Raw genomic sequence first — 22,650 nt, forward strand, 5'->3', positions numbered from 1 at the left:
GTCCGAGGTGCATCGCGGTGATCGCACCGCCGAAACCGCTACCGATGACGTCGACGCGGTGGTATTCGTCAGTGACCGCGGCGCGGGCACGCGGAACCGCGGTCAAGGTCAGACCCACCGCCGCGGGGGCGGTACCGCCCAGAAAAGCCCTGCGTGACAGCGCAGTGCTCAATGTTTCCCCGTTGCCTTCTGGTGAGCAAACGTGAGCATGCCTTGCTTGCTTCGCCATCAGGCAGCCTCACCTTCCGATGAGACAGTCCCGGTCTCACCCAGCGACTGCTGGTGCCGGGTTGACGCTTCATCGCCTGCGGCGTTGACCACTTCCGTAGTCGCGGACTCCCGCGTGGCTCCACGTCCGTCTCCACCCGAATCGGTGGCGGCCGGGCTACTCCCGGTACCGGTCCCCGTTGTACCCGTGCGGTGGGTCTCGCCGAGGCGGGCGAGGTTGATCGCGGCATTCAGATCACGATCGATCGTCAGGCCGCAGTGGTCGCACACATACGTCCGGTCCGCGAGGGTCAGGTTTGGTTTTCGCCTGCCACATCCCGAACACATTTTGCTGGAAGGAAAGTACCGGCCGGCCTCCACCAACACCGAGCCATACCACGTGGTCTTGTAGGACAGCATCCGCCGGATCTGCGCCAACGCCGCGTCCGCGAGGGCCAGGTTCAGACCACGCTTATAGGCACCGCCTGCCGAACGCATCCCCGACGCATTCAACGTCTCCACCGTGATTACCTGATGCCGCTGCGCCAACTCGGTGGTGGCCTTGTGCAGCACATCGCGGCGCACCGCCGCCGCATGCGCGTGGGTCCGGCCGATTCGTCGCTGAGTTTTCCCCCAGCGTTTCGACGGCCGCCGCTTCGTCTTGGTCGACGGGTCGTACGGGCCGTGCTGGCGGGCGGCCCTGCGTTGCAGTGCCCGCAGCCGGGCCTGGGCTCCGGTCAGGGACTTCGGTGCCGGGACCCGGCCGATCTCGCGGCCGTCCGGTGCCGCAACGACCAGGAGGGCGTCGGCCTTGACCCCGACATCGACACCGACCACCGGATCGCCGAGTCCCACATGAGCGGGCACCGCGACCGCGCGCTGGACCAGCACCTGAAAGGCGACGTGCCACCGACCGGCCGAGTCCTCGGAGACAGTGGCCGACAGAATCCGCGCGGTGCCCGCCTCGACGCGGCGCGCCAGCTTCCGGGTGGACTCGCAGGACTTGATCCGCCCCAAACTCGGCAAGGTGACATGGTGTCGGTCGGTCTCGACGCGCAAAACGCCGGTGGTGAACCGCACCGACCCGCGGGACCGGGCGGTCTTGAACCTGGGGAATCCGATCGTCTTCCCGGCCCGTTTACCCTTGCGGGACTTCGACCACGCGTCGAGGCCGCGGGCGAGAGCATCCAACCCGGTGTTGTATGCCTCCTTGGAGTTCTCGGCCCACCACGGCGCCACCTCGTCCTTGCGGGCGTTCCACACCTTGCGCAACGCGGGCAGTGACCAGTTCAACGATGGCGTCAACTCGTCGTCGGCGATGCCGTAGGAGCGTTCGGCCTGCCGCTGATCCATCACCACCTTCACGGCAGCGAGCATCGTGTTGTGCGCCTTGCGGGCACCGCCGGCGTGCGAGCGGAACGCCCGCAATTGCGCGGGCGTGGGGTCGAGCGCGAACCGGTAGGCCTGCGCCGTCCACCCGTGCGGGATTTCGAATCTGGCCATCAGGAGCTCACCTCGGCATGCCTGTCCTGCTTGATGGCGGTGACCGCACGCATCGCGCGGTTCCTCGCACCCCGACGACTGTAGAGGCGGGCACACATCGAGGCTGGCACCTCGATCATGTTCAGGACAAGATCGTCCTCGGTCTCACCGTCGTCGGTCACCACGATCCGGCGGCCCTGCGTCGGCAGGACCGCCGTCAGATGCTCGACTCCAAGCCAGGCCGAACGGTCGGGGTACTCCACGACGGCCATGCTCGCAGAGAGGTCCGACAGAACCCCCGCCGGATCTACGGACGTGTCCCTTGCACACCGGACCCGGCCTCGGTGAGCGCCTCGCCGACGTGGTGTCCGTCCGTGGCGGCTCACTGCGTGACTGTCGCGACCTGCCTGCCCGGGTCGCCGCGCTGCTCGTGTGACGAGACCCGCGCGTACACCACCAAGTCGAGCATCAGGTACGTCGAGCCGGATCGTGTTCGACGTGGCCGGCGACCGGGGTGTCGGCATCCGGGTCCTGACGGATCATCGATACGTAGTCTGTGACTCCACGCCTTGTGGAACGCATTCGATCATGTTTGTTCACAGAATGTCGAGCAGTTCTCAACCCCCTTGGCCTGGATTCGAAGGTCAGAGCACTGTGAGTGGCAGCGGAATCCCCCGGTCGGCGAACACGAACGCCGCGCCGGAGCTGAATCTGGTGACCTGCACGTCCTTCGACTCACGCGCCGGCGTCTCGTCCCGGATCACGTCGACGACGAGTGCGTCGGGTGACTCCTCGACGATCCGCGTCGAGAAGTGCGGGTCGACCCCGCGGACGAGCGCATCGAGCGGTGCGAGGTGATCGGCGTCGATGAAGGTCGTCCACCCACCGTCGACATCGATGCCCCCGTCACGGCCGAGACGTAGCCTGACGTGATCATCGTGGACCTCGATGGTGCGCCCGACGTACTGTTGCGGCGCGAGGACGGGGTGGACACCGAGCACTTTCGCGAGTCCGTCGAAAGTTCCGGACAGCCCGAGGGCGTTGCGGATCCGTTCCGACGTCAGGCCCGCGATGCCGGTGAGCTGCTTCCGGAGAAGCGTGGACGCAGATGCCTCGTCGGTGCGCTTGCGGACACCGATCAGGAATCCGAGGGTGAGCATGTGCTGCTGGAGGCACACCTCCTCGGCGATACGCACAAGCGCAGAGTGGGAGAAATCGTCGAAGCGCACGTCCGAGAGCAACGGCCCCGAATAGTCATCGCGTCCACCGCCTCCGGGGACGATCGGGCTCAGTTCGACCGACCTCGCCGCCGTGCGTCCCAATGCCTCGGTGTGGGGTTCGACGACCGGCGGTACGTGCGCCGGGTCGATCGTCACGGTCCAGGCGCAGTGCGGGTGCCGATCCTCGGGGCTGCGGGGCGGTCGATGAATGGGCCTGACCTGAGCATATGGGTTCGTCGCAAGCGCGGTGGCATCGAAGGTCGGGTCCTCGATGTCGTGACACATCGCGGTGACGTACTCCTCGCCGAGCGGTTCGACGTCCATGAGCGCACCGCAGTGGTCGAGCCAGAACTCGCCGTGATCGCGGTCGTCGACGCGGAACCGGAAGTCCATGAACTGCGGTGGTGCACCGATATCGAGTTGCAGGCCCTTGAAGATCGTCACGATGTCGTCGCCCTCGTATTTCAGCGCCTGCTGCATACGCCGGGTGTACCAGGGCGAGGACGCCTGCCACTCCTCGATCGCGACGGCCGCCATCCCTTCCCGGCCGAAAGCCGAGATCAGGTGGGCCATTCCGGAGCGGTCGATCAGCTGGCCACACAGCAACAGCTCAGGGACGAGGACCGCGAGATCACCTCGCGACAACGCCTCGAACGATGAGCCGGCACGCACGGTGGTCACCACAGCGGCACCGGTGCCTGGCCCGCCGGGTACCAGCCGGGGAGCCGCTTGCCGGACGTGGACCTCTCGATGCGCTTGTTCATGCCGTCGGACAACGCCCCGTCGGTGATCATCTCGAGGAACAGGTGCGACACGTTCCCGAAATCGAAGAAGTCGCGCTGCCACGACCACTGGAAGTTGCCACCGTAGCGGAACCAGCTGCCACCGATGCCGTGCAACGCGTAGCGCTCACCGTTGTCACGCTTCGCATCAGCGATCTGCTTCCACAGGCCGATCACATCGCCGGTGCGATCGTCGATGACGACCTGCTGGTAGGGGTACTCCCATCCCTCCAGTCCTCGCATCTCCTGTCCGAGTGCGAGTTCGCGGATCTCGTCACGGCCGACAGCCATGAAATCGTCCTTGGGTCCGTAGTTCCAACCGTAGGTGGCGTCTTCGGTGTACATCTCGGCCAACGGCTTCCAGTCCTGCTCGGCCTCGGCGCGCTTGTTGGCATCGAGCCAGCGGGCAATCATCTCGTCGAGCTCAGCACGATCGAACGTGGACATGGCGTCTCCTGTCGTCAGTCTTGAACTAATCGCAACGCTTGGGTGGGGCAATACCGGACAGCGGCTTCGACGTCGTCGCGCCGCTCCTCGGGGACCTCGTCGACAAGGACCTCCACGGTGCCGTGTTTGGGGACGGTGAACACGTCGGGTGCTTCCATCTCGCACATGGCGTGCCCCTGGCACAGGTCGAGATCCACTTCGATCTTCACGACTACTCCGCTTCCCGGACGCGTCGGCGGTACCGCACCGCGCACGGTTGCGCGAGCTGCACCACCATCTTCGAGTGATCGTTGCGGTAGGTGTCGGACGGCTGGGAGAGTTCGAACTCGAAGTCGCGCAGGAGGATCGAGAATATCGCCTTGAGCTGCATCAGCGCGAACGCGGCGCCGACGCACCGGTGCCTGCCCGCCCCGAAGGGAATCCAGGTCCATCGGTTGACGATGTCTTCCTGGTTCGGGTCGATGTATCGACCCGGGTCGAACATGTCCGGATTCGGGAAGTCCTCGGGTATGCGGTTGGAGATCGCCGGGGTGGCTCCCACCAGATCGCCCGCGGCGATGCGGTAACCGGCCACCTCGAAGTCGGCGCGCGCAACCCGAAGCAGCAGGATCAACGGCGGATGCATCCGCAACGTCTCCTTGAGTACCGCCTCGAGATTCGGGATCTGGCGTAACGCATGGAAACTCACGTCAGCGCCGTCGGAGTAGATCGCGTCGAGTTCGTCGGTCACCTGCTGCATGTTCTGCGGGTTGCGCAGCAGCTCGATCAACGCCCACGCCGCGGTCCCGGACGTCGTGTGGTGCCCTGCGAACATCATCGAGATGAAGATGCCGGTGATCTCGTCGGCGCTGAACCTCTCGGTGCCGTCCTCGTTCTTGATAGAGACGAGCACGTCGAGCAGGTCGCGGTCTTCCTTGCCCTGTGGCGGATGCGCGATCCGACCGTTCATGATGCCCTGCACCAGGTCGACGAGTCCGCGGCGCGCTTCGTCGCGGCGACGGAAGCTTTCGATCGGCGCGTAGGGGTCGACGAAAGCAAGTGCGTCGGTGCCCTTCTCGAGATCGTGGTAGAGGTGCGAGAAGCGGTCGTCGAGCTCGTCGCGGAACTTCTTGCCGATCAGACACGCCGACGACGTGTAGATCGTCAGCTCGGCGAAGAATTCGAGGAGGTCGATTTCGCCCTCGTCGCCCCACCCGGCGATCATGTCCTGGACCTCGCGGTCGATGGTCGCCGCGTGCCCCCTCATCTGTTCGCCGCGCAGTGCCGTGTTGTGCAGCATCTCCTTGCGCCGTTCGGGGCTCGCATCGAACACGACGCCCTCCCCGAACACCGGCGTCATGAAGGGATAGGCAGCCTGCTGGTCGAGGTCCTCGTCGGACGAACGGAAGAAGAACTCGTTGGCTTCGGCGCCCGAGAGCAGCACGACCTTCTTGTCGGCGAGCTGGAAGATGCCCACGTCGCCGCATTCGTCGCGGACGCGGTTCATCAGGGCTATGGGGTCGGTGCGTAGTTCTTCGAGGTGTCCGTGTTCGTGTTCGCCGCCGGAGACGCGAGGCGGTGCGACGGCCGTGTGAGATGCTCCGCTGTTCGATGTCCCAGTGGTGTCCGATGTCCCAGTGGTCACTTCTCTTCCTTCCGCAAGGGTGCTTCGGGCTGCACTTCGACGAGCACGATGTGGGCGCCGCGGGGTACGGACACCACCGTCGCGGCGGCGGCGGCGATATCCGACGCGCGGAGGAAATACGGGTGGCGAGCGAAGCCCCAGTGCTCCCAGTCTTCGAGGAGTGGGCCTACCACCTCGGCCGGTGCGGTCATTCCGGCACCGGTCTGAGTGGGGCCGGGTCGGACGGTGGAGGCACGCACTCCGGTTCCTTCGAGTTCCATCCGCAGTTGGACGACGAGAGCTTCGAGGCCGGTCTTCGCGGCAACGTAGGCACCCATCCGCGGGCGCGGGACGTCGGCACAGTCCGAACCGATGACGACGAAGTCGCCTCGCTTGCGTTCGATCATTCCGGGGAGCACCCGCCGCGCGAGGCGTTGCGTGCCGTTCAGGTGCACGTTCACCTGGAACTCGAACCGTTCCGGGTCCATCTCGTGGACGAGTGAGAAGTCCATGTCGCCGGCACCGGAGACGACGATCTCAGTGGGGCCGTGTGCTTCCTCGGCAGCGGTGACGAATGCGTCGACCGAGTCGGTGGACGACACGTCGAGATAGTGGGCGAACGCTTCGCCGCCTTCGCCGCGGATCTTCTCCGCTATGGCCCGGCACTCGTCGACGCGGCGGGCACCGAGCGCGACAGGATGACCGAGTTCGGCGAGCGCGTACGCGGTGGCCGAACCGATTCCCGACGAGGCACCGCTGACGAGCGCGGGCCTGCGCTCGGGGTGTGGCTCGAATCTAGGCATGTCGCTCCGTCACTTTCATGGGGAGGGCGGCGAAGCCGCGCACATTGGTGGAGTGGACCCGCTCGGAGCGGTCGAAGTCGATCTCGTAGTCGGCGACGCGACGCGCGAACTGCTCGAGGGCGATGTTCGCTTCCAGGCGCGCAAGGTGGGCGCCGAGGCAGAAGTGCACTCCCGCACCGAAACTCGCGAGTTTTCCTGCGGTGTCGCGGCCGAGGCGAAATTCGTCGGCGTCGTCGAACACCTCAGAATCGCGGTTGGCGGATCCGATGAGCAGCAGCACCTTGTCGCCGGACCGGATCGTATTGCCGTGCAGATCGATGTCTGCCGCCGCGGTGCGGGCGACAAGCTGACTGGAGGTGTCGTACCGCAGCGTTTCCTCTACCCACTCCGGTGCGCGTTCTGGATCCGAAAGCACCTGCGCCACTTCACTCTTGTTCTTAGCACCCCAGTAGAGCGCATTGCCGAGAAGCTTGGTGGTGGTTTCGTTTCCGGCCACCACCATCAGGAACATGAAACCGATGATTTCGTCGTCGTCGAGCCGGTCGCCGTCGATCTCGGCGTCGAGCAGCGCGGAGGTGAGGTCGGCGGTCGGCGACTTCCGACGCTCCGCGATCATATCGGCGTAGTACCCCACAAGGTGCAGCGACGCGTCCATCGCCGAGACCGGGACGTCGAGCACACCCTCGTCTCGGTGCACGACGAGATCCGCGAGCCTCCGCACCTCGGCGCGATCGGCCTCGGGAACTCCCATGAGCTCGGAGATCACATCCATCGGCAATCTGGCCGCGAAGTCGGTGATCCAATCGAATTCGCCTCCGGCGAGGGCTGGTTCGAGGTGCCCCAGGGTGAGTTCGAGAGTCCGCTCCTGCAGTTCCGCGACCCGCCGCGGGGTGAAGCCCTTCGACACGAGCTGTCGCATGCGCATGTGCCGCGGGTCGTCCATCGCAAGGAACGACATCACCTTGTGGGCGTTGCGCCCGTACGCAGCGGGATCGAGCGAAACACCGTTCGCACTCGACAGCCGCGCGTTGTCGCGGAAGCCGGCGACAACGTCGGCGTGTCGCGACAACGCCCAGAAGTTCAGATCGGGGTTGTAGTAGAGCGGCGCCTCCTCACGCAGCCGACGGTAGGTCGGGTACGGATCCTCATGGAAGGCGTAGTCGTAGGGATCGAACGTCGGTGGGTCGAGCGATACCGACTCCGGGGGAGCCTGGATCATGGATCACTCCAATAACAGTCGGGCCGAAGTTTCCAGCCTGTCGGCGAGCTTTTCGTATGTTCCGTAACCCATTCCCGCCCGCACGAGCGCTCCGGCATAGAGAAGTTCCAGCGCTTCGAGCTCATCGAGATCGGGTTCGTCTCCGAGTGCGGCGGAAAGCCTTTCGCGGATGTCGAGCCCGATTCGCGCGCGCAGGTGCTCGACGTCGGGGTCGCGGCCGAGCAGTGCGCTCGTGACCGCGGCAGCAAGCTCCGGTTCGTCGGCCATGAGCAGCGCCACGCCCCTGAGCACTGCCACCACGCGGTCGACCCGACCGGATTCGTCGGAGCCGTCGCCGGGCGCGGCAGCGAGTCGGCGCCAGAACACTTCCGCGACGAGGTGCTCCTTGGACGAAAAATAGGTGTAGGCGGTCGCGGGAGCCACGCCGGCGCGGGCGGCGACGATGCGGACGGTCAGCCCTGCGAATCCCTCTTCGCCCAGAACTTCGACCGCCGCCTGCGTCAGCCGCTGCACGGTGTCGGCCTGGCGTTCGGTGAGCCGACGTCGGGTGGATTCGAGATTCACATTTCTGGACACGTGTCTGGACATTACTACGGCAGTCGGCGTCCGGCAATGGTCGTCGACCATCTCTCGCATGAATTCACGCCTCGCGCGGGTAGATCCGCACCGGCATCGCCTTGATCCCGTTGATGAAGTTCGATCGCAGACGCCGGGCGGGCCCTGCCGGCTCGACGCGGTCGAGGCGCGCCGCGAGAGTCTCGAACATGACCTTCAACTCGAGGCGCGCCAGGTGCGCACCGAGGCAGAAGTGCACCCCGGTACCCCCGAACGCCACATGCGGGTTGTCGTCCCGCGCGATGTCGAAGACATGGGGGTCGTCGAACACGTCGGCGTCGCGGTTCGCGCTTGGGTAATAGACCACCACCTTGTCTCCCCCCTGTACCTGCTGCTCACCGATCGCAGCGGGGCAGGTCGGGGTACGACGGAAGCCGATCACAGGGCTGACCCAGCGCAGGATCTCCTCCACGGCGCTCGACACGAGTTCCGGTTCGCCCTGCAGGCGCCGCCACTGGTCGGGATGCTCCATGAAGGCCTGCACGCCTCCGGAGATCGCGTTGCGGGTGGTCTCGTTCCCCGCGATCACCAGAAGCACGAAGAACATGTCGAATTCCATCTCGGTGAGCGTGTCGCCGTGCTCGTCCGGAGTGACGAGCTTGGTGACGATGTCGTCACGGGGCTCGACGCGTCGTCGTGCTGCGATCTCGTTGGCATACAGAAAGACCTCTGCCGCTGCGAGTTCGCCGTCCTCCCGAGTGCTGCCGTACTCGGGGTCGTCCCAGCCGATCATCCTGTTCGACCAGTCGTAGAGCTTGCCGACATCCTCGGCCGGCGCACCGAGCAGTGCAGCGATCACCTCGAGCGGCAACGGCGCAGCCGCGACCGGAACGAAGTCGACGACCTGCCCGTCGCGGCCCACCTCGATCAGGTCGTCGACCACGCGCGTACAGATGTCGCGAATGTGGCTTTCGAGCTGTTTGATGACACGCGGTGTGAATCCGCGGCTGACGAGCTGACGCAAGCGGGTGTGATCGGGTGGATCGAGGTTGAGGAGCATGGACGCCTGTTTGAGGCGGGTCTCCTCGTCGAATTCGTCGATCTGGGTGGACCCCATCGCGGCGGAGAACGTGGTGTCGCGTGAAACGCCGATGACGTCGGCGTGCCGGGTCACTGCCCAGTAGCCGGGCCCGTCGTCCTCGGGTTGCCAGTAGACCGGGCATTGCCGGCGGAGGTCGTCGAAGAAGGCGTGCGGGACACCCTCGGTGTAGAGGTCGGGGTTCTTCAAGTCGATGTGGGATGTCGTCATGGTGCGCCTCACGAGTCGGTGGCGAACGGCTATCGTTTATAAACTACATACCTTCGTTTGTAATGGAAGCCCCTTAGACTGAATTCATGGCACGTGACAATTCCCGACCGGTCAGACGACGAACTCTCACGCGCGACAAGGTGATCGACGCCGCCCTCGCCGCCGTAGACGAGGCCGGATGGGAGCAGCTCACGATGAGCACCCTGTCGAGCCGGCTCGGCATCGTCGCAGCCTCCCTCTACAACCACGTCCGCGGCCTCGACGACGTCCGGGCTGCAGTGCAGGCGCGCGCCATGACCGACCTAGGGATACACCTGCGCGAGGTGGCGATGGGACGCAGCGGCAAAGATGGCCTACGTGCGTTGATCGATGCCCACCGGGCCTGGGCCACGACACACCCGCGCCGCTACCAGGCCTTGACCACCGCTCCGGTCGACCGCGACGGCCTGATCGCGGCAGGCCTCGATGCGAATGCCGCCCTGGGGTCGATGCTGGACTCGTGCGGAGTCCCCGAAGAGCGGGCGCTCGAAGTCACGATCGGGATGTTCTCGGCTCTGCACGGCTTCGCGATCCTCGAGAGCAGCGGGTTCCTCGGCAACGAGATAGACCTCGACCGCATCTACGAGACGGTAGTCCGGGGCGTACTGGCGGATGTGGGCGTGGACAGCGCACAAACGCGGGGGTGAGGACGCAAAGTAGGTGTAGCAGCCCTCACGCCCGCGCGGGGACCGGACCATTCTCCGGATGCACGCATCGATCGGCGCGTCCTTCGTACTGGGATTCGAGAAGAACCGGCCGTGTGTCGCACGCGCCGGGTGTGGACATCGCGCAGCGAGGGTGGAACCGGCAGCCGGCAGGAATCGCTTTCGGAGGGGGCACGCTGCCGGGGATGGGTTCGAGCCTACCGCCACGACCACGACCACGACCACGGCGCGGTGTCGCGGCCAGCAGGCCTTTCGTGTACGGGTGTGATGCCCCGACCAGTACTTCTGACGTCGGCCCTTCCTCCACGATCTGCCCGCAGTACATCACCGCAATCCGATCACACGCCCCCGACGCGACGCCCAGATCGTGCGTGATGAGCAGAACCGCGACATCGAGGTCGTGCTGCAGTTCGGCGAGCAACTCCATCACGCGGGCCTGCACGGTTGCATCGAGCGCGGTCGTCGGTTCGTCGGCTACCAGGACGGACGGTTCACACGCAAGCGCCATCGCGATCATGACGCGCTGCGCCATACCCCCACTGAAGCTGAACGGCATCTCGTGCGCACGCCGCGCCGCGTCCGGGATCCTCACCCGGTCGAGCATCTCCACAGCCCGCGCCCACGCCTCCTTACGACTACCACCGCGATGACGCCGCACCGATTCCGCAATCTGTCCCCCGACCGACATCGTCGGATTCAAACTGCGGCGTGGCTGCTGGAAGATCATACCGATATCGCGACCGAGAATCGCACTGCGCTGCTTGGGCGTGAGCGCAAGGACATCGATGTCACCGAGACGGACGCTGCCGGACACAATGCGACCACCGGTGTACTCCGTCAAGCCGGTGATCGCGAGAGACGTGACACTCTTACCCGAACCGGATTCACCTACCAGCCCAAGCATTTCACCGCGTCGCAGTACCAGGTCGACGCCGTCGACCGGCCGAATCACATCGAGCCCGTGACCGAACTCGATCGTGAGGTCGCGCGCTTCGAGAACGACATCTCCTCCAGTAGCACTCTGCTTGCTCATCGTGTCCCCTTCGTGTCGCCGACAGCAGTGCGCAGACCGTCACCGATCTGGGAGAACGCCAGAACCGTCAACGCGATGGCCAAGCCCGGCGCAAACATCAAGAACGGTGCCGCATAGAAGTTGTCGAACGCGGTGCGCAGCAACGATCCCCAACTCGCCTGCGGTGGGGTCACACCCAAGCCGAGGAAGCTGAGGTTCGCCTCGGCGATCATTGCGATACCGAACAGCAAGCTGACCTGAACAAGTACCGGCGGAAAGGTGTTACGCAGCACATGGACGAACATGATGCGCAGAGGCCGGCATCCGATCGCCACGGCAGCTTCCACATATGTTTCGGAACGCACCGCCATCGTGGCACCGCGGACAATGCGGAAGATCGAAGGTGAGAACACCACGCCGATCGCGAACATTGCGGTCGTCAGGCCCGGTCCGACTACCGCCACAACAGTCACGGCGAGCAGGAGGGCGGGCACGCTCATCAGCGCATCGTTGAGCCGGCCGAACACCGCGTCGATCCTCCCCCCGAAGTATCCGGATACCAGCCCCAGCGGCAGACCGATGATCACCGACACGAGCACAGCCTCTGTCGCCGCAATCATGGTCACGCGCGTCGCGTCAACCAGTCGGCTGAACTGATCACGACCGAGATCATCGGTGCCGAGCCAGAATTCGGAATTCGGTGATACCAGGGCATGCCGCAGGTTCAAGGTGTTGGGGTCGGTGGACACGACGAGCGGACCGACAATTGCCACGAGCGTGACGAACCCAAGAAAGACGAGGGCACACAGTGTGGCTCGATCTCGACACAATGTGCGTACGGTCGTGGCGACCATACTCGCGTCCGCGGCGGGGAGCTTCTCGGCTTCGGCCGATGCCGGAGGCGCGACAGGGGCCGGGGCCCGGACCTTTTCATCATGCAGCGACACGGTTGACCGTCCTCGGGTCGATGAAGCGATAGGAAAGATCGACGAGCAGGTTGATCACCAGAACGACAGCAGCGGCGAGCGCGACGATCCCGAGAATCGTCGGAATGTCACGTCCAAGCACGGAGTCGATGGTCAAGGTTCCGAGGCCCTGGATGCCGAAAACGGTTTCGATCACGACCGTGCCGCCGAGCAACTGCGCGATGCGGATACCCAGCACGGTGACGATCGGGATGCCCGCATTGCGCACGACGTGCATCGTGTAGATCCGCCAGGTCGGCATACCCTTTGCTCGCGCGGTGAGAATGTGGTCCTTGTCCAGCACTTCGAGCACCGAGCCTCGGGTGTGCCGGGCGAGCTCGGCGGCAGGCATGATGGCCAAGGCGACCGCAGGCAACACCACATGCGCTGCCCACGGGGCCACTCCCTCGGACAACGGAACGTATCCGGTGGCAGGCATGGTGCGCAGGGTCAGCGCGAAGACCATGACCAGAAGCATGCCGACCCAGAACTGCGGGAGTGCGATACCTGCCGCGGACACCACACCGACGATCCGGTCGATCACCCCTCCGGGGCGCACGGTGGCGACGATGCCCAGGCCCACACCCAGAACGATCGCAATGACAATCGCGACCAGCGCGAGCGACAGGGTCGGTTCGAGTCGCGAACCGATGAGCTCGGTGACGGGCTGCCGTCTGCTGTAGGACGTACCGAGATCGCCCGTCAGGGCCGACGAGAGCCAATTCCAGTACCGAATGAAGAACGGTTGATCCAGACCCAATTCACCACGCACGCGGGCGATATCCTCGTCCGTAGCATTCTGTCCGGCAAGGTCGATAGCAGGGTCTCCCGGCGCAGCCGCCATCATCGCGAAGACCGAGAAGGTGACCAGCAGGAACAGGACCGGGGTCGTGATGACTACCCGGCGCAGTGTCGTCACGACGGCTCTGCCTCTCCGACCCGCCCGACGTAGCGCAGGTCCATCATGAACTGGGACTCACCGTTGAGCGCCTCGTCGAAGCCGACCACGTCGGACGCTATGAGGAAGTACGTGTTGTAGTGGCAGATCGGAACGAAGATCGCAGCTTCGGCCAGAGCAGTCACCAGTTGCGCGTTGATCCGTTCGCGTTCCTGCGGATCGACCGCCCTGGAAGCCTGTTCGGCTAGTGCGGCAAGCTCGGGATCGTCGTACGAGAGCCGGGAGTCGGCCATGGTCCACTTCACTGTGTCGGCTACCGTGCCCTCGGACGCCATCGAGTACATGAACGAATCGGACTGTGCAGTGCGGAATGCAGTGAGTGCCTCGATGCTTGTGCCCGGCCGGAGCACCGTCTCGACACCGATCTCGGCAAGATTGTCGGCCGCGATCACCGGGAGCGCTTCGCGGCCTGCGGTGTAGGAAATCTCGAACTTCGTCCAGCCGGCCGCCTCAGCGAGTTCCCGGGCCTTCACTGGATCGTGCGGATACGGATCGGTGAAGTTCTCGACATAACCTGGAAATCCCTCCCTCGGCAGCTGCGCGGACGGAACGCAATCACCTTGGTAGTAGCCCTCTGCGATTGCCTCGCGGTCGATCCCGCGCACCAGCGCTTCGCGAACTCGAGGATCGGGCAGCCGATCGGATTGCACCCACAATGCCGCGAGCTGGCTGGTCGGCACCTCGACGAGCCGCAAAGTACTGCCCTGGGCGGCCAGCTGAGCCTGCCGCACTCCTTGCGCGACCACTGAGTTGACGTAGGACACGTCGATTTCCCCGGAACGGATCGCGGAGTCACGGGTACGGTCGTCGGCGATGAAGCGAATCTCCAGATTTGCCAGCGCGCCCGCCTCAGGATCCCAGTTCTCCTCTGCGGCACGGACATAGCTCACCGACTGGCTCGGCACAAAGGTATCGACGAGATATGGACCGGTGCCCGCGGTACCCGGATCGACCCGTAGGTCGCGGTTCGGGTCGGCGAGTGCGGCGGGGCTGATCATCGCACCGGCCGGCCCGGCGAGGACGGTGGGCATATCCGGCGTAGGCGCCGAGTAGTGGAACACCACCTCGTGATCGCCCACGATCTCGATGCGCTCGAGAGTTGCCAGGAATGGAGCCACCACCGAGTCCGGCAACTGCTGCGCACGCGTGATCGACGCGACCAGCGCCGAGGCATCGAACGGTGTGCCGTCGTGGAACTCGACGCCATCGTGGAGCACCATAGACATCGACATCGCGTCGGGAGCGGTAACCCACGATTCGGCGAGCATCGGCACGATCTCCCCACCGTTTTCGGCCCTGGTCAGGCGATCGAAAACCGGGTAGTAATACACGCGTTCACCCGACGTGCGCTCACGGTGCGGGTCGAAGCCGGTCGGCACCGCAGTAGTGGCAGCAATGAGGTCCGCCCCGCGGTCGAGGACCGCGGTGTCGGGGTCCGGCGCCTCGGACGCACTACCCGGCCCGTATCCGCAGCCGGCGGCGAGCATTATCACGACAAGAACCGCTGCCCCGACGTGGCGCCGCGATCTGTGAACGGCCATAGTTCTCCTTACGAACTCGATGTGACCGAGATACCGCTCCCCGCGGCGTCGACTCGTTACTGCGTGACGCTCGTGCCCTCGTAACGGGCAAGCAATGTGCGCTTGAGGATCTTGCCGCTCGGCAAGCGCGGTACCTCACCGAACTCGACAGTCCGGGGCGCCTTGAAATGTGCAAGTTTGTCCCGTGCATGAGTAATCAGCTCGGCCACGAGAGCCTCGTCTGCAGCGATGCCGTCGGCCGGCGTCACCACCGCGTGCACCCGCTGCCCCATCTCGTCGTCGGGTAGACCGACCACCGCGACGTCGAGTACCGACGGATGCATGGTGAGCGCGTCCTCGATCTCTTGCGGATAGATGTTCACCCCGCCGGACAGAATCAGGTCGGTGCGTCGGGCAGACAGGTAGAGGTAGCCGTCCTCGTCCACGTGTCCGAGGTCGCCGAGCGTGCTCCACCCCTTGTCGTTGTACGCACCGGAGGTCTTGTCGGTCTCGTCGTGGTACTCGAACTTCGCCGTGCCGCTCATCCAGATGCTGCCGACTTCTCCCTGCTCGAGTTCGTTTCCGTCGTCATCACAGATGTGCACTCCGCCGAGGAGCGGTCTGCCGACCGACCCCCGATGCTCGAGCCACTCCGGTGTGGTGATCAGGAAGAATCCGTTGCCCTCGGTGGCCCCATAGAATTCGAGGATCTTCGGGCCGAACCACTCGATCATGCGTTCTTTGACCTCGACCGGGCACGGCGCGGCCGCGTGGATGACCACGCGCAGGCTCTCCACGTCATACCGGGTCCGGGTCTCGTCCGGAAGTTTGAGCATGCGCACGAACATGGTGGGCACGAACTGGGCGTGCGTGATCCGCTGCCGCTCGATCGCGGACAGTGCGCCTTCGGCATCGAACCGCTCCATGACGATTGCTGTGCCGCCGTTGCGGACGGCGCCCATGCTCCATCCGAGGGGCGCGGCGTGGTAGAGAGGTCCAGGGCTCAGATACACGGTGTCCGAGCCGAACCCGAAGGCATTTCGCATCGTCGAGTCGATGGTCAGTCCGGTCCCGAAAGGTGCGCCGGTCAGTACAGGCAGGATGCCTTTGGGACGCCCGGTCGTGCCGGACGAATAGAACATGTAATACCCCTCGAACTCGTCGTGGATCGGGGTATCGGGAAGTGCGACAATCGCATCGGCGAGCCGCTCGGCCCCACTCACGGACACGTGGCCCACCGTCAATCTTGCTTCAAGAGCGGAGTTTCCGGACTCGATGACGGAAGCGAGCCGGTCGAGTTGTTCGGAATGCACGAGCACTCGGGCGCCGCAGTTCTCGACTATGTACGCCGCCTCATCGTCTGCAAGATGCCAGTTGACGGGCGTGTAGAGGAGACCCGCGCGCTGCGCGGCCCAGACGACGGGGAACACGTCCAGGCAGTTCTCCATGAGCACCGCGATGTGGTCACCCGCCTGCAGGCCACGCTGCCGGAACAGGTGAGCGATGCGGTTGGACGAGTCTTCGAGTTCGCGGTAGCTCAGCATGTCGCCGCTGCCGGCCATCACCACCGCCGGCTTGCTCTCGTAGTTTGCCGCCAGATCCGTCAGGTTCATCGCCGTCACAGCAATCCCTCCACGAGGCCGCCCTGAAATGAACGGCAAAATCGCAACTTCACTTAGAACACTTTGTATACTATGTTGCCCACATCACACAACCCCGTGACATCCACTGACCCGATGGAGCATCATGACTCTTCTCGACGTTCACTCCCTGTCGAAGACATTCACGCACGGATCTGCGTCGCGGCCAGCGGTCGACGACGTATCCTTCACTGTGGGCGAGGGTGAAACCCTGGCTCTGGTAGGCGAATCCGGCGCAGGAAAATCCACGACGGGCCGCCTCGTCTTGCGACTGACCGACGCGGACTCGGGCGAGATCACATTTCGCGGACGGGATCTCCGCAGCCTGCGTGGTGCCGACCTGAGGAGCTTCCGGCGCGACGCGCAAATGATCTTCCAGGATCCGTTCTCATCCCTGAACCCGCGGATGCGCATCTGGAAGGCGGTCGCCGAACCACTCCTCGTACACGGCCTGTGCCCTCGCGGCGAATTGAAGGATCGTGCCGCTGCGCTGCTCGACAGCGTCGGCCTCGGCACGCATCTACTCGATCGCTACCCCACCGTCCTGTCCGGTGGCCAGCTGCAGCGAGCGGCGATTGCGCGCGCGCTGAGCACGGATCCGTCGTTGATCGTGTGCGACGAGCCCGTCGCGGCCCTGGATGTATCCGTTCAGGCGCAGGTCATCAACCTGCTCCTGGACATCCAGCAGGAGCGGGGCGTGTCCTACCTATTTGTCACCCATGACCTGGCGCTTGTCGAGAAGCTCGCGCATTCGGTCGCGGTGATGCAGTCCGGCAGGATCGTGGAGTACGCAGCCACCGACGTACTCTTCGCCGATCCCCAACAGGAGTACACCCGAACCCTGCTGTCTGCGATCCCGGAACTGCCCGAAGCCGCAGCGGTGTGACGGATGCCGCGCGGCGTGCGCTCCGCGGCCCAAGGAACGTGCACCTCCACTCCCTATGAAGGAAGATGAATGTCCGACACATTGTCACCCACCGAGATCCACGTAGAAGTCACCGATGGAATCCGCCTGGTGACTCTTGATCGTCCAGCACGTCTCAACGCCTTCACCTCCACAGGTTATCTACAGCTGACTCACGCTCTCGCAGACGCCGATCTGGACGCCTCCGTCCGAGTCGTCCTCATTCGTGGTGCGGGAAGGGGATTCTCGAGCGGCGTCGATCTGGATGCCCTGACGTTCTCCGATCCGGAGGAGCTGAGAACACGGTTCGCCGACCTTGTGGGGACTCTGGCGGGGATGTCGAAACCGGTTGTCGCAGCCCCCCACGGTGTTGCGGTGGGATTCGGAATGACACTGCTGTTGCTGTGCGACGTCGTCCTCGTCGCCGAGGGATGCAGGCTCCGCGCACCGTTCACGGCATTGGGGACCGTGCCCGAGGCAGGCAGCAGTCACCTCCTGCCGGCGTTGATCGGCCGGCAAGCGGCGATGGACGTCGTCCTCAGTTCCCGGTGGATCGACTCGGCCGAGACGGTGCGTCTGGGCCTGGCCGCTGCCGAGATTCCGCTGGCAGACTTCGACGAGGTCGTTCGCAGGTATGCCCGGACGATTGCGGACTTCGCACCGGAATCGATTGTCGCGTCGAAACGCCTGCTCTCCGCGAATCGCAAGCAGACGATACTCGACGCGCTCGCGGCGGAGTACGAAGCAGCGCGAGCGCTTCCGGCTATCGGCCCGCGGACCGAGTGACGGGTCCGCGGGCATACCGCTACGAGATCGAATGACGACCCCGATCAGACTTTCGGCACGCCAGGCACGCCACCGTGCACTTCGATGCGCTGGCCGGTGACCTGACGAGCGCGGTCGGAGATCAGGAACTCCACCGTTTCCGCGACGTCTTCCGGTCGGGTGACTCGCCCGAACGGCATCTGGGCGTCCAGTTCGGTCGCGCCTGCAGCGCCGGTGACGGCCCGGGCCAAACGATCCCCCATTTCGGTGGCGATAAGGCCGGGCGCCACGATGTTCACGCGGATACCGTTGCAGGCTTCTTCGGCAGCAACGGTCCTGCCCAGCGCCTCGAGCGCCACCTTGCCGATCGTGTACGGCGCGTTACCCGGCGCCGCCGTCGCCGCCGCGGTGCTGGAGATCAGCACGACCGACGCCCGATCGGACTTGCGCAGTATCGGAATCGCTGCCGACAACAGATGGAATGCGCCGAATGCGTGCACGCCGATCACCCTGGCCATCTCCGCCGGTTCCGTGTCGGCCACGGTCTTTCCTCGGCTGGCGATTCCGGCGTTGTGGACCAATGCGTCGATGCGGGCGAAATCGGCCGATACCTGCTCGACCCGTTCCGCGACGGCGGCTGCGTCCGCGACGTCGCACCGATACATTCGGCACTGCACACCGGTCGACTCCACCTCAGCTCGCGTACTTTCGGCAGCTTCGTCGTTTCGCGCATACAAGCCGGCGACGTCAAACCCTTCGCGCGCCAGACGCAGCGCAATCGCACGACCGGTTCCGCGGCCCGCCCCGCTGATCAGGACGACCGGCGCTTCACGTTTCGGATCCTCGTTACTCACAGAATCTTCTCTCATCGGTTCTCGTAGGAGGGCGACCGCTTCTCCACGAATGCAGCCATCGCTTCCGACTGGTCGACCGTCACGGAGGTGAGAACCTGCTGCCGGTTCTCGAATTCGACGGCAGTGTCGAACGACGGCATCTCGAGCGAGAGCCACATGCCGCGCTTGGTCAACGCCAGTGACAACGGTGGTGCCGCGAGCAGATCGCTGACGCAGGTGTCGATGCGGCCGTCCAGTCGGTCATCGGCAACGACATCGGCGAGCAGACCGATCCGTAGTGCTTCATCGGCACCGAATTTTCTTGCAGTGAGCATGAGTTCATGTGCGCGACCAGCGCCTACGATGCGCGGCAGCAACCAGGATGTGCCGATATCGCAACCGGAGAAGCCGACCTTGATGAACGACACTGCGAAGACAGCACTTTCGGCGGCGATTCGCACGTCGCACGCACATACCAGCGCGAAACCCCCACCGGCCGCAGGACCGTTGACCGCAGCGACAAAGACCTGGGGCAGCCTCCGGATCTTCTGAACGAGCGAGGCGATGTCCTGCTGCCGCGCGAGCGTCCGGTGCACATCCCCGGACTGCTCGGTGCCGGGCACTTCGCCGTATCCGTCGAGATCGAGCCCCGCGCAGAAGCCGCGCCCGGCTCCGGTGAGGACAACCACCCGAGTCGTACGATCCGATGCGAGCGCATCGAATTCCCGATGCAGTGCCGCGGCAAGCTCGATATCCAATGCATTGAGCTTGTCCGGGCGGTTCATCCGCAAAATCTTGACACCCGCTTGTGGATACTCGATCGACAATACGTCGGTCATGAACTCCTCGATTCATTGCCTGGATGATCTCCGCGGGTTTCGAGATTCGCCAATCGGACGGCTCCGCGGGACACGAGCCGGTCGTCCGGCCCGACGATCTCGACCTGCCACAGCTGCTGGGTCCGCCCGCGGTGGATAGGGGTCGCCTCTGCGGTGAGCACATTTCCCGCGCCTACCGCTCGAATGAAGGCCGTCGAGGACGAACCAGGAGTACTCGTCATGATCGCTCGTCCTTTGTCCGGGCCACCGCGGCCGCGAGCGCAGTGCGCCAGTCGCCGGCCTCTCGGGCCGCGCCCAATTCGTGTGCCAGCCGGTCGACCACGCCCGCCACCGGCGGAACATCATGGATCAAACCGGTCGAATGACCTCCACTGAACACCGTCTTCCACGGTTTCACACCGGCGGGCAGGTTCGGGCGGTGTTTCGCCAGTGGTTTCGGCAGGTCTGCAGGGTCGAGCCCGTTCGCGGCAATGGATGGCGAAAGGAAGCTGGCGGGCAAGCCTGCAATCGCGTCGGTGAACAATACGTCCTCGCTGCGCGAATCCACGAGCATGTCTTTGTGGTCGTCGACCGTGCCCGATTCGAGGGTCGCGATGAACCGGGTGCCCATCACCACGAGGTCGGCCCCGAGCGCGAGTGCTGCGGCGATTCCGTGTCCGTCGGCGATACCACCGGCCAGCATGATGGGTCCGTCGAAGATGCGACGCACCTGCGGTAGGAAAGAGAACGGCGACAATGTACCCGCGTGCCCACCTGCTCCTGCACACACCAGCATGAGCCCGTCGACACCGGCCTCGATCGCCTTTTCTGCGTGCCGGATGGTCGTCACGTCATGGAACACCGTACCGCCCCAGCCGTGCGCGGCGTCCACGACCTCCTTCGGATCACCCATGTTGGTGAGTATCAGCGGTGCTTCGTGTTTCGCGACGGTCGCGAGTGCACGGTCACGCTTGTTCTTGTCGACCGCGGACGACGCGAGCAAGTTCACACAGAACGGCGCGAACGGCTCACCACGATCGATGCTTTCGCGCTCAGCAGCGCGGATTGCGCCGAGCCAATCGTCGAGTGTCTCGGGAGCCCGCGGATTCGCAGAGGGGAATGCGCCGATGACACCCGCCCGGCACGCAGCGATCACGAGGTCGAGATTCGAGACGATGAACATCGGTGCCGCCATCACCGGCACCCGTAAGTCCTGCCAGCGCACACTCATCGGATACCGCCCTTCGGGAAATGCTCGGCGCGCAGTTCGGCCTTGCGGATCTTGCCCAACGCCGTGCGTGGGAGTGAGTCGACGAGAACAAATCGCTCGGGGGTCTTCTGCTTCGCGAGACCGGATTTCGCGAAGTGCTCGCGAATGCTGTCGAGATCGATATCGGTGCCGGGCACAGGCACGACGACTGCGGCGACGACTTCGCCGTATCGAGGGTCGGGTGCTGCAACGATTGCGCCCTCGGCCACCGCCGGGTGGGTGACAAGCACATCCTCGAGCTGACCCGACGAGATGGTTTCACCCGCGCGGATCACCACGTCCTTGATGCGGTCGGTGATCGTGAGCCGACCGTCGGCGTCGAGATGGCCCAGGTCACCAGTGCGCATCCAGCCGTCGACGGTGAATGCCGAGGCGTTCAGACTCGCATCTCGGTAGCCGACGAACTGGTCGGGCCCGCGCGTGACGACCTCGCCGTCGGTGCCGGTGGGCACATCGGCGCCGACCTCGTCGACGATGCGCACTCGCACACCCGGGAGCGGCGATCCGTCGGTTCCGAGGCGTGCGACCTCGGGATCGACTGCGGAACCCGAGGTGATGGTGGGCTGTTCGGTCGACCCGTAACAGCGGTATGTGCTGATGCCGACGGTCGCCGCACGTCGAACCAGTTCTTCCGGCACGGTGGCCGCACCGATGAGGAACTCACGCATCGTCGCGAGCTTCCCGGCGACATCGCCGAGGTCGAGCATGCCCGCGAGGTGGAACGGGGTCCCCGACGTCGCGGTGACATGGTGCCGAGCGATCAACTCGACTGCGAGGGACGGATCCCACGTGTCCATGTAGACCGTATCGTGGCCGTGGAGCAGCGGCCGCAGCACGCTGCCGACGCCCGCAATGTGGCCGGGCGGGAACGAGACGAGCTGTACGGCGTCGTCGCCTGCACCAAGGTACTGCGGTGCCGACCGTTGCTCGGCGAGCAGCGAATTGTGGCTGTGCTGTACGCCCTTGGGCGCAGATGTGGTGCCCGAGGTGTAGATCAGCAGCGCGACGTCGTCCGCATGAACGGTCGGCGGCATATACACCGATGTGGTGGTGACGAATTCCTTCCACTCGCATGCGTCGGCGGGTACGGCATCACCGACCACCACGACGTGTTCGAGAGTGGGGATATCGGAGTACACGGCAACACGGTCACCGTACTCGACCGACCGCCAGCGATCGGGCTGGACGAGAACCTTTGCGCCCGACTGTTCAAGGATGAAGCGGACCTCGTTCGGTCCGTAGATGTGCACGATCGGGACGAGAACCGCGCCTGTCAGCAGCACCGCCTCGTACGCAACCGAGGCTTCGATCCCGTTGGGAAGCTGCACAGCGACCGCGTCTCCTGCGCGGACGCCACGATCCTGCAGTGCCGCGGCGACACGCTGGGCGAGCGTGTGGATCTCGCCGACCGTCGTGACGAGTTGCCCACCTTCGGCATCGGCATACACGATGGTCGCTGATGCTCCCGAAACACAACTCTCGGCAAGCACGTCGGGCCACGTGAGCTCGCTGTAGAAGCCTTCGCGGTACCACAACTCGCGTAACGCATCGGGGTCGTAGGTGGTGATTTCGGGTGCTGTCATCTCGGGCGCCTCGGTTCTGGTCGGTCGGCGTAGTACGGAAAGACGCAAGGG

General features: G+C 64.8%; 23 protein-coding genes. 3 read left to right on the forward strand and 20 right to left on the reverse strand.

Annotated features, from left to right (window positions below; translation table 11 throughout):
• Positions 1-228: 228 nt before the first annotated feature.
• The 10 genes from tnpB to ACZ46K_RS27720 all read right to left on the reverse strand — a co-directional run bounded on the left by tnpB (position 229) and on the right by ACZ46K_RS27720 (position 9,627).
• Positions 229-1,710, reverse strand: coding sequence for an IS607 family element RNA-guided endonuclease TnpB (gene tnpB, locus ACZ46K_RS27675; protein ID WP_464745915.1), 1,482 nt, complete (start codon positions 1,708-1,710; stop codon positions 229-231).
• On the reverse strand, positions 1,710-1,961 hold the full coding sequence (locus ACZ46K_RS27680) for a hypothetical protein (protein WP_464745917.1): 252 nt from the start codon (positions 1,959-1,961) through the stop codon (positions 1,710-1,712). The genes tnpB and ACZ46K_RS27680 overlap by 1 nt, the downstream gene beginning before the upstream one ends.
• A gap of 372 nt (positions 1,962-2,333) precedes the next feature.
• Positions 2,334-3,593 carry a hypothetical protein gene (locus ACZ46K_RS27685; protein WP_054806737.1) on the reverse strand — a complete coding sequence of 420 codons (1,260 nt, stop codon included), beginning with the start codon at positions 3,591-3,593 and terminating at the stop codon, positions 2,334-2,336.
• Positions 3,587-4,138 carry a Cif family virulence factor gene (locus ACZ46K_RS27690; RefSeq protein ID WP_054806738.1) on the reverse strand — a complete coding sequence of 184 codons (552 nt, stop codon included), beginning with the start codon at positions 4,136-4,138 and terminating at the stop codon, positions 3,587-3,589. Before ACZ46K_RS27690 ends, ACZ46K_RS27685 begins: the two co-directional genes overlap by 7 nt.
• A gap of 14 nt (positions 4,139-4,152) precedes the next feature.
• Positions 4,153-4,347 carry a ferredoxin gene (locus ACZ46K_RS27695; protein ID WP_054806739.1) on the reverse strand — a complete coding sequence of 65 codons (195 nt, stop codon included), beginning with the start codon at positions 4,345-4,347 and terminating at the stop codon, positions 4,153-4,155.
• 2 nt (positions 4,348-4,349) lie between these two features.
• On the reverse strand, positions 4,350-5,762 hold the full coding sequence (locus ACZ46K_RS27700; RefSeq protein WP_464745920.1) for a cytochrome P450: 1,413 nt from the start codon (positions 5,760-5,762) through the stop codon (positions 4,350-4,352).
• Positions 5,759-6,544: an SDR family oxidoreductase gene (locus tag ACZ46K_RS27705; protein ID WP_054809951.1), complete on the reverse strand. Its 786-nt coding sequence runs from the start codon at positions 6,542-6,544 to the stop codon at positions 5,759-5,761. The genes ACZ46K_RS27700 and ACZ46K_RS27705 overlap by 4 nt, the downstream gene beginning before the upstream one ends.
• A complete protein-coding gene (locus ACZ46K_RS27710) occupies positions 6,537-7,763 on the reverse strand; it encodes a cytochrome P450 (protein ID WP_464745922.1) in 1,227 nt (408 codons plus the stop codon). The genes ACZ46K_RS27705 and ACZ46K_RS27710 overlap by 8 nt, the downstream gene beginning before the upstream one ends.
• A gap of 3 nt (positions 7,764-7,766) precedes the next feature.
• Positions 7,767-8,327: a TetR/AcrR family transcriptional regulator gene (locus ACZ46K_RS27715; RefSeq protein WP_464749495.1), complete on the reverse strand. Its 561-nt coding sequence runs from the start codon at positions 8,325-8,327 to the stop codon at positions 7,767-7,769.
• A gap of 76 nt (positions 8,328-8,403) precedes the next feature.
• Positions 8,404-9,627, reverse strand: coding sequence for a cytochrome P450 (locus ACZ46K_RS27720; RefSeq protein ID WP_054804806.1), 1,224 nt, complete (start codon positions 9,625-9,627; stop codon positions 8,404-8,406).
• An 86-nt stretch (positions 9,628-9,713) separates the two neighbouring features.
• Between ACZ46K_RS27720 and ACZ46K_RS27725 the strand changes: the two genes are divergently transcribed.
• The gene (locus ACZ46K_RS27725) at positions 9,714-10,313 is read left to right on the forward strand and encodes a TetR/AcrR family transcriptional regulator (protein WP_464745924.1); all 600 of its coding nucleotides are present in this window, start codon (positions 9,714-9,716) and stop codon (positions 10,311-10,313) included.
• A 25-nt stretch (positions 10,314-10,338) separates the two neighbouring features.
• Here the strand turns inward: ACZ46K_RS27725 and ACZ46K_RS27730 are convergent, their stop codons facing one another.
• Genes ACZ46K_RS27730 through ACZ46K_RS27750 form a run of 5 tightly spaced genes read right to left on the reverse strand, consistent with a single transcriptional unit; the run spans position 10,339 to position 16,399 of the window.
• Positions 10,339-11,364 (reverse strand): ABC transporter ATP-binding protein, encoded by a 1,026-nt coding sequence (locus tag ACZ46K_RS27730; RefSeq protein WP_054809950.1) that lies wholly within the window; start codon positions 11,362-11,364, stop codon positions 10,339-10,341.
• On the reverse strand, positions 11,361-12,290 hold the full coding sequence (locus tag ACZ46K_RS27735; RefSeq protein ID WP_464745925.1) for an ABC transporter permease: 930 nt from the start codon (positions 12,288-12,290) through the stop codon (positions 11,361-11,363). The genes ACZ46K_RS27730 and ACZ46K_RS27735 overlap by 4 nt, the downstream gene beginning before the upstream one ends.
• Positions 12,277-13,227 (reverse strand): ABC transporter permease, encoded by a 951-nt coding sequence (locus tag ACZ46K_RS27740; protein WP_054809948.1) that lies wholly within the window; start codon positions 13,225-13,227, stop codon positions 12,277-12,279. The genes ACZ46K_RS27735 and ACZ46K_RS27740 overlap by 14 nt, the downstream gene beginning before the upstream one ends.
• Positions 13,224-14,807 (reverse strand): ABC transporter substrate-binding protein, encoded by a 1,584-nt coding sequence (locus tag ACZ46K_RS27745; protein ID WP_464745927.1) that lies wholly within the window; start codon positions 14,805-14,807, stop codon positions 13,224-13,226. The genes ACZ46K_RS27740 and ACZ46K_RS27745 overlap by 4 nt, the downstream gene beginning before the upstream one ends.
• Before the next feature lie 56 nt (positions 14,808-14,863).
• Positions 14,864-16,399, reverse strand: coding sequence for an AMP-binding protein (locus ACZ46K_RS27750; RefSeq protein WP_054809952.1), 1,536 nt, complete (start codon positions 16,397-16,399; stop codon positions 14,864-14,866).
• Between the two features lie 133 nt (positions 16,400-16,532).
• Here ACZ46K_RS27750 and ACZ46K_RS27755 point away from each other — a divergent pair, with 133 nt between their 5' ends.
• Positions 16,533-17,312, forward strand: coding sequence for an ATP-binding cassette domain-containing protein (locus ACZ46K_RS27755; RefSeq protein ID WP_054804812.1), 780 nt, complete (start codon positions 16,533-16,535; stop codon positions 17,310-17,312).
• A gap of 69 nt (positions 17,313-17,381) precedes the next feature.
• Positions 17,382-18,116, forward strand: coding sequence for an enoyl-CoA hydratase/isomerase family protein (locus tag ACZ46K_RS27760; protein WP_054804813.1), 735 nt, complete (start codon positions 17,382-17,384; stop codon positions 18,114-18,116).
• A 44-nt stretch (positions 18,117-18,160) separates the two neighbouring features.
• On the opposite strand, the gene ACZ46K_RS27765 is transcribed toward ACZ46K_RS27760, so the two are convergent.
• From ACZ46K_RS27765 to ACZ46K_RS27785, 5 genes are read right to left on the reverse strand one after another with little or no spacing between them, the layout of a single operon-like run.
• Complete coding sequence (locus ACZ46K_RS27765; protein WP_054804814.1) at positions 18,161-18,949, reverse strand: SDR family NAD(P)-dependent oxidoreductase; 789 nt, start codon at positions 18,947-18,949, stop codon at positions 18,161-18,163.
• A gap of 11 nt (positions 18,950-18,960) precedes the next feature.
• Entirely contained in the window at positions 18,961-19,767 is an 807-nt protein-coding gene (locus tag ACZ46K_RS27770; protein WP_054804815.1) for an enoyl-CoA hydratase/isomerase family protein, read from the reverse strand.
• The gene (locus ACZ46K_RS27775) at positions 19,764-19,988 is read right to left on the reverse strand and encodes a PaaI family thioesterase (protein WP_464745929.1); all 225 of its coding nucleotides are present in this window, start codon (positions 19,986-19,988) and stop codon (positions 19,764-19,766) included. Before ACZ46K_RS27775 ends, ACZ46K_RS27770 begins: the two co-directional genes overlap by 4 nt.
• Positions 19,985-20,977: an NAD(P)H-dependent flavin oxidoreductase gene (locus ACZ46K_RS27780; protein WP_054804816.1), complete on the reverse strand. Its 993-nt coding sequence runs from the start codon at positions 20,975-20,977 to the stop codon at positions 19,985-19,987. Before ACZ46K_RS27780 ends, ACZ46K_RS27775 begins: the two co-directional genes overlap by 4 nt.
• Complete coding sequence (locus ACZ46K_RS27785; protein WP_464745931.1) at positions 20,974-22,599, reverse strand: AMP-binding protein; 1,626 nt, start codon at positions 22,597-22,599, stop codon at positions 20,974-20,976. The genes ACZ46K_RS27780 and ACZ46K_RS27785 overlap by 4 nt, the downstream gene beginning before the upstream one ends.
• Positions 22,600-22,650: the final 51 nt, after the last annotated feature.

It is taken from the genome of Rhodococcus sp. JCM 9793 (assembly GCF_055380405.1).